Origin of the sequence: Enterococcus sp. DIV0170 (assembly GCF_051710765.1) — a bacterium.
Taxonomy (GTDB): Bacteria; Bacillota; Bacilli; order Lactobacillales; family Enterococcaceae; genus Enterococcus_A; species Enterococcus_A raffinosus.
Genome location: NZ_JBIOLG010000001.1, coordinates 1,823,898 through 1,836,646, shown reverse-complemented (window position 1 = coordinate 1,836,646; position 12,749 = coordinate 1,823,898). Strand labels below are relative to the sequence as shown.

Here is a 12,749-nt window from a genome sequence, read left to right as displayed (position 1 = left end):
ATATTTTTTAACAGAAGGGCAAATCAAGATTCCTTTACTTTTGTGATCTGTACTTCTGGTAATAATTCTTGGATAAATTCAGCAGTTGCTAAATCATCTGAAAAAGTAGTTGCACTGCCACATGCGACCCCCCACTTGAAGGCTTCGACAGGATCTTTCGTTTTAGTAAAGTTTCCTACAAAACCGGCGATCATCGAATCTCCTGCGCCAACAGAATTTTTGACTGGGCGTTTTAAGACATTGGAACGGTAAATCCCGTCCTTAGTAAATAATAAAGCCCCATCACCAGCCATTGAAACTAGTGCATGTTGAGCTCCTTCATCTAATAAGCGTTGACCGAATGGGAAAATATCTTCAACGGAACTAAAGGTTGTTTGATATAAATCCGCCAATTCGTGATTATTTGGCTTAACTAGTAAAGGTTGTTTCTCTAAAGCATCCATCAAGTCAGCACCAGTAGTATCAATGACAAATGAGGCACCTTGGGCCTTGATGATTTCAATTAATTCTTGATAAAAACCAGTTGGAATGCTTGCGGGTTTACTTCCAGATAACACCACAATATCTTCTGAAGTTAAATGCTCTAAAACTTTTTTCAATGCAGTCATCTCTTCAATAGAGACTTTTGGACCTTGACCGTTGATTTCAGTTTCTTCATTTGCTTTTAGTTTGATATTAATGCGCGTGTCATCAGCTACAGGTGTAAATTTCGTTTTAATTGTTTCGCGTTCCATCCACTCGTTGATAAAGCGTCCGGTAAATCCGCCAAGAAAACCCAGAGCCGTAGAATCATTGTTAATTCGTTTCAAAATTCGTGATACGTTGATTCCTTTACCACCAGGTAATTTCAAGTCGCTTTTCATGCGATTGACGTCACCAATTGCCAGTTGATTGACATGGACAATATAATCGATTGATGGGTTTAGTGTTACTGTATAAATCATACAGAAACCTCCTTTAGGGTAGTTTGCTCTGTGATTTGATCATGAATAACCAAAGGACAGGTATCTGTGAGAATTGAAGCAGCTGACAAAGGTGCGACACTGACAAAACTAGTTTGGTTGAATTTGCTATGATCAACTAGTACGAATGCTTCTTCGGCTTGTTGGATAGCCGCTCTTTTAAGAATCGCTTCTTCTGGATCAGGTGTAGAGTATCCGCTATCTATGTGCACACCATTCATTCCCATGAAGGCCTTATTAAAACGATACTGTTTTAACTGTTCTAAAGCTTGTGAACCAACAACTGCATCCGTTGTTAATTTAATACGTCCGCCTAATACAATTGTGGCTATCTTCGCTTCAACTAGGCGAGCAGCAAGACCAACGGAATTTGTCACAACAGTAACAGTACACTCTTTCAAAAAAGGAATCATTTCCGAAGTGGTAGTACCAGCGTCTAAATAAATGACGTCGCCTTCAGCGATGCATTCAACGGCATACTTAGCAACTAATTTTTTTTGTTGAACGTTTTTGGATGATTTTTCGAACATACCTAATTCTTGTTCTAAATGTTGAGGTCGTTTTGCTCCGCCATGTACACGTTCTAGGATTCCCAAATCTTCTAGCTCTTGCAAATCTCTTCGGACAGTCGATTCAGAAGAGTCTAACCACTGTACTAAATCCTGTGACTTTACTAATCCATCACGTTCAAGCCGCTCAATAATTTTTCTATGTCGTTCTTCTGTAAGCATTTTCAATCCCCCTTCATTTGAAATAATACCATAAGTATTTTTGTGTTTCAACCATAAACGATCAAAAACAGTCAAAAACATTTAAAGGGTGTGTTTTGATTCGTCATATTATGAAAGGACTCTCATTTTTTGTATGATAGAAGTAGAGGTGAAGGTTATGGGAAAACAAACAATTTTACAAGGATTTGAATGGTATCTTCCGGCGGACGGAAACCATTGGAAAACATTGACTGAGCGAGCAGAAGAATTACGTCATTTGGGAATCAATGCGATCTGGATGCCACCGGCCTACAAAGGCTCTGAAGGGGCGAACGATGTCGGGTATGGCACTTATGATCTATACGATCTAGGTGAGTTTGATCAAAAAGGAAGCATTGCAACAAAGTATGGCACGAAAGAAGAGTATTTGAGCAGTATTACTGCATTGAAAAAGGCTGGTTTGAAGATTTACGCAGATATCGTTTTTGATCACTTCATGGGTGCGGATGAAACGGAAGTTGTTTCAGCTGTTGCTTATCAGTTTGACGACCGAACTAAACCAAGTTCGGGAGAGGAAGAAATAGAAGCTTGGACAAAATTTATTTTTCCCGGAAGACAAGGTAAATACAATGATTATCAGTGGACTTGGAAAAACTTTTCGGGTGTTGATTATGATGCGCGTGAAAAAGACCATGCAATCTTTAATTTTGCCGATAAAGGCTGGGAACCAAAAGTTGACGATGAAAATGGCAACTTTGACTATTTGATGGGATGTAACTTGGACATGGAAAACCCTGAAACCATTGATCAGTTAGATAAGTGGGGGAAGTGGTATCAGGCGTTAACAGATGTTGATGGATATCGGTTAGATGCAGTGAAGCACATTCGATTTGACCTATTTGTTGACTGGCTGTTACATCGCCGTGAAGAAAAAGGGGAGCAGCTTTTCGTTGTCGGTGAATATTGGTCTGATGAGTTGGATAAATTGCAGGAATATCTGGATTCATCCGGCAATTTGATTTCATTGTTCGATGTTCCCTTGCACTTTAATTTATTTCAAGCAGCTTCTACAATGGGCGAGTTTGATATGCGACAAATTTTTACTGGTACTTTGATTGAAACGCGTCCTGATTGGGCTGTTACATTTGTGGACAACCATGATACGCAGCATGGACAAAGCTTAGAATCGTGGGTAGAAGGTTGGTTTAAATTACATGCCTATAGCTTAATTTTAATGAGAAATGAAGGAACACCAGTAGTTTTTTGGGGAGATCTTTACGGAACAGAAAATGCAGATGCTGTTGGTGAAGGATTGAATGCGTTGATTAAATTAAGAGAAGAATTGAACTTTGGCAACCAAGCGGACTATTTTGATGACCCAAACGTTATTGGCTGGACTTTAACAGGTGGATTTGATGATACTGAGTCTGGAGCTGCAATCATTATGACCAATGCCAATGGTGGAGAAAAAGAAATGACTATTAGTGCCATTCATGAAGGGGAAACCTTTGTTGATCTACTCGGAAATAATGAAGCAAAAATTGTCCTTGATGAGAATGGTCAAGGAATATTTCCAGTAAATGATGGACAAGTATCTGTCTATGTAAACGAAAAATTAGCTAATAAAATACGAGGATGAGCTTAAGCTCATCCTCGTATTGCTTTGTCTTGTTTTTTTGCTATTGCTGCATCTGACCGTTCACGAATCTGTTTTTTAATTTTTTGTGTATAGCCTTCATCTGTTAAGATCATCAAAAGATCACCAACCTTCATCACAGTATCACCGTGTGTTAAGATTTCTGTTGATCCTCGTCTAATTGAAATCAACAACATTTCTTTCGGCCAATTAAAATCTCGAACCATTGTGCCATCCAACGTACTTTCAGCCGTAACAGGAAATTCAATGATTGTTTTGTTTCCAGTAATACTTGGAAGATGACCGTTAAGTAAACGTTCAAGTAAAGATTCGTAGATTGGATTGCCACCTAATAAATCGTTCACAACGTAGGCTGTCAGTGAGCAAACCGCTAACGGCATTAAGTGTGTAATATTTCCCACCATTTCAGTGACCAAAATAATGGCTGTTAACGGGGCTTTACCAATTGCGGTGAAATATCCAGCCATAGCAAAAATTGCAAAGTCTCGAATCAAGAGGGAATCTAAACCAAACCACTGATGTAAGATAGTTCCATAAATCCCACCGATCAATGCTCCTAAAGTCAAGATTGGTAAGAAAATTCCTCCTGGAAGGTTCGCTCCATAAGAGATCATAGAAAAAAGAAACCGTAAGAAAAATAGAAAGATCAATACAGTTATGGGAAAGCTATTTTCTCCAATAGCTAAAACAATTTGATTCCCGCCACCCAAATAATAGGGGAAAAAGTAAGCAATAGGAATAATCAATAGGAACGGGATAAGCCCGTAAAGATGCTCGGGCAAATGAGTTTTTTTGTAAATTTGAGGCAATGCCAAAAGTACAATTTGATACACATAACCAAGTACCCCTAATATAATTCCAAGAAGAATCAGCAGTCCGTAATATTTTAACGGCAATGAAGGAACGTCCGCGATGAATAAGACTGGTTTTAAACCAAAAAAGTTTAATGAAACTAAGTTTGCAGTCAATGCTGCTGTTAACGAGGTTAACCAAATCAAAGGGGAGAAGTGATGATGAACTTCCTCAATTACAAATAATAGGCCGGCGATAGGAGCATTGAAGGCAGCGCCTAGCCCAGCCGCTGCACCGCTAGAAATAAATATTTTCTTTTCAGAAGTAGAGGCTTTTGTATATTCACCGAACCCCTGACCTACCATTGCCCCTAACTGGATAGAAGGACCTTCTCGTCCAAGGAAAAGGCCTGATCCTACAGATAGGACGCCACCAACAAATTTTTTCCAAAGAATTGAAAACCAATTTAGTTTGATTTCTCCTTGCAAAGTTCCTTCAACCTGTGGGATTCCGCTCCCTTTAATATTTGGTTCTGATTTTATCAAGAATCCTACGACAACGGCGAATATAATCATTACAAGAGTCCAAGGAATCAACCCTATTGGATTGATACGGAACCACAAATAAAGAGCCACTAGATGATTCATCATTTCCTCAATGAGTAGACGGAATAAGCTAACAATAATTCCGGCAATCGCTCCGATTAGGATTCCTTTTAAGATGAAAATAACTTTCGTACTATCTAAACGTTTGATTTCATGTTCGTTCTTCATGTTTTCCCTCCATACCATTATTAAATTTAGCGCGAATCTATGAGAAAAACAAGGATGAATCAATGAATTCGCTTTTTTAAATGTTGCTGGTGTCGCGAAACTTTCTGAGATGCTATAATAAAAAAGATTGAATATAGAAAGGACGTTTTGCATGCCAAACAAACAAGAGTTGTTAGCAGGACTTAACCCTAAACAAAAAGAAGCGGTACTTCATACCGAAGGTCCATTACTGATTATGGCAGGAGCAGGAAGTGGTAAAACGAGAGTTTTAACCCACCGTATTGCTTATTTAATAGAAGAAAAAAATGTTAACCCGTGGAATATTTTAGCAATTACGTTTACGAATAAAGCCGCCAGAGAAATGAAGGAACGTGTCAATGGCATTTTAGGACAGGGTGGCAACGACGTGTGGGTTTCGACCTTCCATTCGATGTGTGTGCGGATTTTACGCCGTGATGTAGATGCGATTGGCTATGATCGAAATTTTACAATTTTGGATGGGTCAGATCAACTAACGCTAATGAAACGGATATTGAAAGAGTTAAACGTTGATCCAAAGAAATATGATCCTCGATCGATTCTAGGAACAATCAGCAATGCAAAAAATGAATTATTGACTCCGGAAACTTATGCAGAGCGTCAAGGGTCTTTTTTTGAGGAAATCGTTGCTCGCTGTTATGATGCCTACCAAAAAGCACTTCGAAACAATCAAAGTATGGATTTCGACGATTTGATCATGAACACGATTCGTTTATTTGAAGAGAACGAGGAAGTATTGACTTATTATCAAAATAAATTTCATTATCTGCATGTAGATGAATATCAAGATACCAACCATGCACAATACACTTTAGTAAATATGTTGGCAGCACGTTTCCGTAATTTATGTGTCGTGGGAGATGCAGATCAAAGTATTTACGGCTGGCGTGGAGCGGATATGCAGAATATCTTGGATTTTGAAAAAGACTATAACGATGCTACGGTTATTTTGTTAGAACAGAATTATCGTTCAACCAAAAGTATTCTAGACGCCGCCAATCAGGTTATTAAAAACAATAGCAATCGCCGAGATAAAAATCTTTGGACAGACAATCAGACGGGTGAACAAATTACTTACTATCGTGCAGATAGCGAGCGAGATGAAGCTCAGTTCGTTGTAGGAAAGATTAAAGAAGAAATTCAAAGCAATAATCGTAGCTATAATGATTTCGCAGTATTGTATCGAACCAATGCCCAATCACGCGTGATTGAAGACACTTTAGTTAAATCAAATGTTCCTTATACTATGGTAGGTGGCCATAAATTCTATGATCGTAAAGAAATCAAGGATATTATTGCTTACTTGAACATCATCAATAACCCACGAGATGGCGTTAGTTTTGAACGTGTAATTAACACGCCAAAACGGGGAATTGGTGCAGCTTCAGTTGAGAAATTACGAAATTTTGCTGCAATGCATGATTGGTCTATGGTAGAAGCGGCACAAAATGTTGATCTAGCCAATATTTCTGGTAAAGCAAGTCGAATGATTGGTGAATTTGGAACTATGATTTCACAGTTTCAGGAGATGATTGCTTATCTTCCAGTAACTGATTTAGTTGATCAAGTTTTAGAAAGAACGGGGTACTTAGATGATCTAAAAAATCAGAGAACCTTAGAAGCGGAATCACGGTTAGAAAATTTAGAGGAATTCCGCACAGTTACGAAAGAGTTTGATAAAAGAAATGAAGCTCAAAATGAGGAGGAAGCTGATGCGCCAGAAGAAAAACTCGCTGTTTTCTTAAATGATTTGGCTTTGGTATCAGATTTAGATGATTATCAAGAAGAGAGCGCACAAGTAACGTTAATGACGTTACACGCTGCAAAAGGATTGGAATTTCCAATCGTTTTCTTGATTGGCATGGAAGAAAAGATATTCCCGCTCTCTCGTTCATTAATGGAAGAAGCAGAGTTAGAGGAAGAACGTCGTTTGGCTTATGTAGGTATTACGCGTGCAGAAGAGAACTTGTATTTAACGAATGCTTTCTCTCGAACACTTTATGGGAAAACGCAGTATAATCAACCTTCACGTTTTGTTGCAGAAATTGATGAAAGCCTGTTAAACTCAGTTGGTATGCAGCCACAAGCAAAAACGGCTTTCAATAATCCATTTACCTCAAATCCAAATACTATGAAGCCTAAATACCAACATGCTACTCGCGAACCAGTGATGAACAAAACGGCTTCTGGCGGTGAAAATGAAAACTGGAATCCTGGTGATAAGGTTCAACATAAAAAATGGGGTGTTGGGACTGTGGTAAAAGTTAGCGGCAACGCCAAAGATGTGGAGTTAGATATTGCTTTTCCTCAACAAGGAGTTAAGCGTTTATTAGCCGCCTTTGCACCAATAGAAAAAATTTAAGCAAAAATTAGGAGGGATTTTCTTGGAACCAATGACGTTTCAAGCGGCAGAAAAGCGTTCTGCAGAGCTCCGCAATGAGCTGAATCAATATTCGTATGAGTACTACGTACAAGATCAACCCTCGGTGGAAGATTTTGTTTATGATAAAAAATATCAAGAACTAGTTGAAATTGAGACGGAATATCCTGACTTAATTACGCCAGAATCACCTACCCAACGTGTTGGCGGAAAAGTGCTGGAGGGCTTTGAAAAGGTTGTACACGACATTCCTTTATATAGCTTAAACGACGTTTTCAGTAAAGAGGAATTAATCGCTTTTGATGAGCGGGTAAAAAAGGCGATAGGACATGCCGTTTCTTATTGTTGCGAATTAAAAATTGATGGATTGTCCATTTCCCTTAAATATGAAAATGGTGTTTTTGTTCAAGGGGCTACACGTGGAGACGGAACAGTCGGAGAGAATATTACTGAGAATTTGAAAACTGTTAAGTCAATCCCATTACGTTTAAAGGAGCCTCTTTCGATTGAAGTTCGCGGAGAATGCTATATGCCAAAATCTTCCTTTGTTAAGTTAAACCATCAAAGAGAAGAGGAAGGAAAAGAAGTTTTTGCTAATCCGAGGAATGCTGCAGCTGGAAGTTTACGTCAATTGGACACACGCATTGCGGCTAAGCGGAATTTGAGCACATTTTTGTATACGCTGGCTGATTTCGGTCCGTTGGAATCCACTACACAAGATCACGCACTCAATGAAATGTCACGATTAGGCTTTAGAACAAATCCTGAACATCGTGTTTGTGAGACGATTGATGAAGTGTGGGCCTACATCGAGACCTTTCATGAAACAAGAGATCAATTGCCTTATGAAATTGATGGTATTGTTGTTAAAGTAAATGAGTTTGAGTTACAAGATGAATTAGGCTTTACAGTGAAAGCTCCTCGCTGGGCGACCGCATATAAATTTCCTCCTGAAGAAGCTCAAACAACTCTCTTAGATATTGATTGGACAGTTGGGCGTACGGGTGTGTTGACCCCAACGGCGATTATGGAACCGGTTAGACTGGCAGGAACAACGGTTGGTCGCGCCAGTCTTCATAATAGCGATTATATTGAAAAGAAAGATATTCGCTTGAAAGATACAATCCTTGTATACAAAGCTGGAGATATTATTCCAGAAGTAGCACAGGTCATTCTGGAAAAAAGACCTGAGGATAGTGAGCCATATCCTGTGCCTACACATTGTCCAATTTGTGATAGCGAACTGGTTCATTTAGATGAAGAAGTTGCTCTTCGATGCATCAATCCCAAATGTCCAGCACAAATAAAAGAAGGATTAAGTCATTTTGTTTCTCGCAACGCAATGAATATTGATGGATTAGGTCCACGTGTGCTAGCTCAAATGTTCGATAAAGGACTGGTTTCTGATGTAGCGGATCTTTATGGATTAGAAAAGGACCAACTTGTAACGTTAGACAAAATTAAAGATAAATCTGCTGAAAATATCCTAAAGGCAATTGACGCGAGCCGTGAGAACTCCGTCGAACGACTAATTTTTGGTTTGGGAATTCGCCATGTAGGAGCAAAAGCAGCTGGAATTTTGGCAGAGCATTTTGGAAGTTTGGAAGCGATCAGCAAGGCTAGCAAAGAAGAAATCATTGATCTAAACACTATTGGAGAAACGATTGCTGACAGTTTGGTGACTTACTTCGAGAATGAAGAAGTTCATGTGCTAATGCAAGAATTAGCGGAACGTGGTGTGAATCTTGAGTACAAGGGAATTCGTGCAAGCCAATTGGCTGAAGTGGAGTCGCCATTCAAGGACAAAACCGTTGTTTTAACAGGGAAACTTATTGATTATACACGCGAAGATGCGAAAGAGAAGATTCAAAATCTTGGTGGGAAAGTTACTGGCAGTGTTTCGAAAAAAACGGACATTGTTGTTGCGGGAGAAGATGCTGGAAGTAAATTGACTAAAGCTCAAAATTTAGGGATCGAAGTCTGGGATGAAAAAAAAATGATCCAAGCAATTGAAGAAAGTCATACTGAGTAAGTCTACCCATATGATTGTTGACGACACTATTAACGAACGAGTATTATAAAAAGGCGTCAAGTCTGTTATAAAGCGTCTATTTTGGAATTGTTTGAATTGAATTATTTTTCAAAAAATTTCAAGAAAAAAACGTGAATTCTAACAGAGATATGATAAAATGATTGAAAATTGACAAAAGAAAGAGGGATATTATGGCAATCAATGAAGAACAAGTGAAACATGTCGCAAAACTTGCGAAGCTTTCTTTTTCAGATGATGAATTGACGGGCTTTACCGATCAATTAGGTAAAATAATCGACATGGTCGAACAACTTGGAGAAGTTGATACAGAAGGTGTGCCATTTACTTCCAATGTATTAGAGACGATCAACGTTATGCGTGAAGACGTGGCGGATGAAGGCTGGTCGCGTGATGAGTTAATGAAAAACGTTCCGGAAAGCGAAGATGGCTTTATTAAAGTTCCGGCAATCATTGACAACGGAGAGGCTGGTGCATAATGGAAAAATTATATGATAAATCAATTGAAGAATTACACAATTTATTAGTAACAAAAGAAATTACAGCAACTGATTTAACTGCTGAAACCTTCGACCGCATAAAAGAGACGGAAAAAGATATTGACGCTTTTATTACCTTAAATGAAGAAAAAGCAATGGAATTGGCAAAAGCAATCGATGCAAAAGGAATCACTGAAGAAAATGCTTTAGCTGGTATTCCAATTGGAATTAAGGATAACATTGTTACAAAAGGAATCTTAACGACTGCAGCATCCAAAATCTTATCAAACTTTGATCCTATTTACGATGCAACTGTTATGGAAAAAGTCTACAGTTCAGATTTAATTCCAGTTGGAAAATTAAATATGGACGAATTTGCTATGGGTAGTTCAAGTGAAACTTCATATTTCAAGAAAACAAAAAATGCTTGGGATCAAACGAAAGTCCCTGGCGGTTCTTCAGGAGGTTCTGCAGCAGCAGTTGCCGCAGGTGAAGTTCCGGTTTCTTTAGGTAGTGATACGGGGGGCAGTATTCGCCAACCGGCAGCATTTAACGGGGTTGTTGGTTTGAAACCCACGTATGGACGTGTATCTCGGTTTGGTTTGATTGCTTTTGCGTCATCTCTAGACCAAATTGGACCATTCACACGCACAGTAAAGGATAATGCGTTAGCCTTAAATGCAATTAGTGGTTTTGATCCTAAGGACGGGACTTCGGCTGGTGTTTCTGTACCAGATTTTGCTGCAGGTTTAACAGGCGATATAAAAGGCATGAAGATTGCATTACCAAAAGAGTTCATGGCTGAGGGGATTGAACCAGGTGTTAAAGCAGCAATTACAAAAGCTGTGGATACATTTAAAGCGTTGGGAGCGACAGTTGAAGAAGTGAGTTTACCACACTCTAAATATGGGGTAGAAGTGTATTACATTATTGCATCATCTGAAGCAAGTTCAAACCTGCAGCGTTTTGACGGTATTCGTTACGGGTTCCGTTCCGAAGATGTTCAAAACTTGGAAGACGTATACGTGAATACTCGTACTGAAGGATTTGGTGACGAAGTAAAACGCCGAATCATGTTAGGAACCTTTTCTCTTTCTGCGGGATATTATGATGCTTACTTCAAAAAGGCTGGACAGGTTCGCACGCTGATCAAACAAGATTTTGATAAGGTATTTGCTGATTACGATTTGATCATTGGTCCAACGTCGCCAACTGTTGCCTTTGGTATTGGTGAAAACATTGATGATCCAATTACGATGTATTTAAATGATATCTTAACGATTCCAGTGAACCTAGCTGGTTTACCAGGCATGTCTGTTCCTGCTGGCTTCTCAGAAGGATTACCAGTAGGCTTGCAAATTATTGGAAAGCATTTCGATGAGCCTACTATGTATAAAGCAGCGTATGCTTTTGAACAAGCAACGGATTTTCATAAGCAAAAACCTGTGATTTTAGGGGGGGGAAAATAATGAACTTAGAGACAGTCATCGGACTTGAAGTCCATGTTGAATTAAAAACAAACTCTAAAATCTTTTCACCTGCACCTGCCCATTTTGGTGCAGAAGCAAATACGAATACAAATATTATTGACTGGGGCTATCCAGGTGTCTTGCCAGTTATGAATAAAGCGGCAATTGAATTTGGGATGAAAGCTGCTCTTGCGCTAAACTGTGAAATTTCGAAAAATATGCATTTTGATCGTAAGAATTATTTCTATCCAGATAATCCGAAAGCTTATCAAATCTCTCAATTTGATGAACCGATTGGTCATGACGGTTGGATTGAAATTGATGTCAATGGCAAAAAGAAAAAGATACGCATTGAACGTGTTCACTTAGAAGAAGATGCAGGGAAAAATATGCATGGTATCGGCGGCTATTCATATGTCGATTTGAACCGTCAAGGAACACCTTTGATCGAGATCGTTTCTGAAGCAGACATGCGTTCGCCTGAAGAAGCGAATGCTTATCTAGAAGCATTACGATCAATTATCCAGTTCACAGGTGTCAGTGATGTGAAGATGGAAGAAGGCTCTATGCGTTGTGATGCGAACATTTCTTTACGACCTTATGGACAAGAAGAGTTCGGAACGAAAACCGAATTGAAAAACTTAAACTCTATTAGTTTTGTAAAAAAAGGATTGACCTTTGAAGTGCAACGTCAAACAAAAGTGTTGCTTTCTGGTGGAACAATCCAACAAGAAACACGTCGTTATGACGAAGGAACCAATAAAACGATCTTAATGCGTGTTAAAGAAGGTTCGAGCGATTATCGTTACTTCCCAGAGCCAGATATTCCTCGTTTTGAAATTGATGATGTTTGGATTGATAAGGTACGGCAAACATTACCTGAAATGCCTGCATCTCGTCGTGAGCGGTATGTAAATGAACTTGGTTTGCCAGAATATGATTCAATGGTTCTAACCTTGAGTCGCGAAATGTCTGACTTTTTTGAAGATACATTAAAAGAAGGTGCAGATGCCAAACAGGCTTCTAACTGGCTAATGGGTGAGGTCTCCGCTTATTTGAATAGTGAAAAATTAGAATTGGCTGAGACGAAATTAACCCCAAATAATTTGGCGGGCATGATTACATTGATTGCAGATGGGACTATCAGTTCGAAAATTGCGAAAAAAGTTTTCCGTGAATTGATTCAAAACGGTGGAAATGCTAAAGAGGTTGTTGAAGCAAAAGGACTTGTCCAATTGTCAGATCCAGCACAATTGTTGCCAATGATCAACGAAGTACTTGATAATAATGAACAGTCTGTCGAAGACTTCAAAAATGGTAAAGATCGGGCGGTCGGCTTCTTAGTTGGTCAAATTATGAAAGCGACCAAAGGAAAAGCAAATCCAGGTGTTGTAAATAAACTACTTCAAGAGGAATTAGCGAAACGTTAGAGGAGCTC

Annotated in this window: 9 protein-coding genes; 6 read left to right on the top strand and 3 right to left on the bottom strand. The window is 39.0% G+C overall.

Annotation, left to right across the window (positions count from 1 at the left end):
* Window positions 1-23 precede the first annotated feature (23 nt).
* A complete protein-coding gene (pfkB, locus tag IGI50_RS08880; RefSeq protein WP_218255689.1) occupies window positions 24-944 on the bottom strand; it encodes a 1-phosphofructokinase in 921 nt (306 codons plus the stop codon).
* Entirely contained in the window at window positions 941-1,693 is a 753-nt protein-coding gene (locus tag IGI50_RS08875) for a DeoR/GlpR family DNA-binding transcription regulator (RefSeq protein ID WP_218255687.1), read from the bottom strand. Before IGI50_RS08875 ends, pfkB begins: the two co-directional genes overlap by 4 nt.
* A gap of 157 nt (window positions 1,694-1,850) precedes the next feature.
* Between IGI50_RS08875 and IGI50_RS08870 the strand changes: the two genes are divergently transcribed.
* Window positions 1,851-3,311, top strand: a complete 1,461-nt coding sequence (locus IGI50_RS08870) for an alpha-amylase (protein ID WP_218255685.1) — start codon at window positions 1,851-1,853, stop codon at window positions 3,309-3,311.
* Window positions 3,312-3,319: 8 nt separating this feature from the next.
* On the opposite strand, the gene IGI50_RS08865 is transcribed toward IGI50_RS08870, so the two are convergent.
* Complete coding sequence (locus tag IGI50_RS08865) at window positions 3,320-4,894, bottom strand: ClC family H(+)/Cl(-) exchange transporter (protein ID WP_218255684.1); 1,575 nt, start codon at window positions 4,892-4,894, stop codon at window positions 3,320-3,322.
* A gap of 151 nt (window positions 4,895-5,045) precedes the next feature.
* Between IGI50_RS08865 and pcrA the strand changes: the two genes are divergently transcribed.
* The 5 genes from pcrA (at window position 5,046) to gatB (ending at window position 12,741) form a co-directional block, all read left to right on the top strand.
* Complete coding sequence (gene pcrA, locus IGI50_RS08860) at window positions 5,046-7,295, top strand: DNA helicase PcrA (RefSeq protein ID WP_218255682.1); 2,250 nt, start codon at window positions 5,046-5,048, stop codon at window positions 7,293-7,295.
* Between the two features lie 31 nt (window positions 7,296-7,326).
* Window positions 7,327-9,345, top strand: a complete 2,019-nt coding sequence (gene ligA, locus IGI50_RS08855) for an NAD-dependent DNA ligase LigA (protein ID WP_218257354.1) — start codon at window positions 7,327-7,329, stop codon at window positions 9,343-9,345.
* A 191-nt stretch (window positions 9,346-9,536) separates the two neighbouring features.
* Complete coding sequence (gene gatC, locus IGI50_RS08850) at window positions 9,537-9,842, top strand: Asp-tRNA(Asn)/Glu-tRNA(Gln) amidotransferase subunit GatC (RefSeq protein WP_010744987.1); 306 nt, start codon at window positions 9,537-9,539, stop codon at window positions 9,840-9,842.
* On the top strand, window positions 9,842-11,311 hold the full coding sequence (gene gatA, locus IGI50_RS08845) for an Asp-tRNA(Asn)/Glu-tRNA(Gln) amidotransferase subunit GatA (RefSeq protein ID WP_218255680.1): 1,470 nt from the start codon (window positions 9,842-9,844) through the stop codon (window positions 11,309-11,311). Before gatC ends, gatA begins: the two co-directional genes overlap by 1 nt.
* A complete protein-coding gene (gene gatB, locus IGI50_RS08840; RefSeq protein ID WP_010744985.1) occupies window positions 11,311-12,741 on the top strand; it encodes an Asp-tRNA(Asn)/Glu-tRNA(Gln) amidotransferase subunit GatB in 1,431 nt (476 codons plus the stop codon). The genes gatA and gatB overlap by 1 nt, the downstream gene beginning before the upstream one ends.
* Window positions 12,742-12,749: the final 8 nt, after the last annotated feature.

Coding starts and splice junctions, on each gene's coding strand:
- pfkB (WP_218255689.1), bottom strand. CDS start 944: ATGATTTATACAGTAACACTAAACCCATCAATCGATTATATTGTCCAT.
- IGI50_RS08875 (WP_218255687.1), bottom strand. CDS start 1,693: ATGCTTACAGAAGAACGACATAGAAAAATTATTGAGCGGCTTGAACGT.
- IGI50_RS08870 (WP_218255685.1), top strand. CDS start 1,851: ATGGGAAAACAAACAATTTTACAAGGATTTGAATGGTATCTTCCGGCG.
- IGI50_RS08865 (WP_218255684.1), bottom strand. CDS start 4,894: ATGAAGAACGAACATGAAATCAAACGTTTAGATAGTACGAAAGTTATT.
- pcrA (WP_218255682.1), top strand. CDS start 5,046: ATGCCAAACAAACAAGAGTTGTTAGCAGGACTTAACCCTAAACAAAAA.
- ligA (WP_218257354.1), top strand. CDS start 7,327: ATGACGTTTCAAGCGGCAGAAAAGCGTTCTGCAGAGCTCCGCAATGAG.
- gatC (WP_010744987.1), top strand. CDS start 9,537: ATGGCAATCAATGAAGAACAAGTGAAACATGTCGCAAAACTTGCGAAG.
- gatA (WP_218255680.1), top strand. CDS start 9,842: ATGGAAAAATTATATGATAAATCAATTGAAGAATTACACAATTTATTA.
- gatB (WP_010744985.1), top strand. CDS start 11,311: ATGAACTTAGAGACAGTCATCGGACTTGAAGTCCATGTTGAATTAAAA.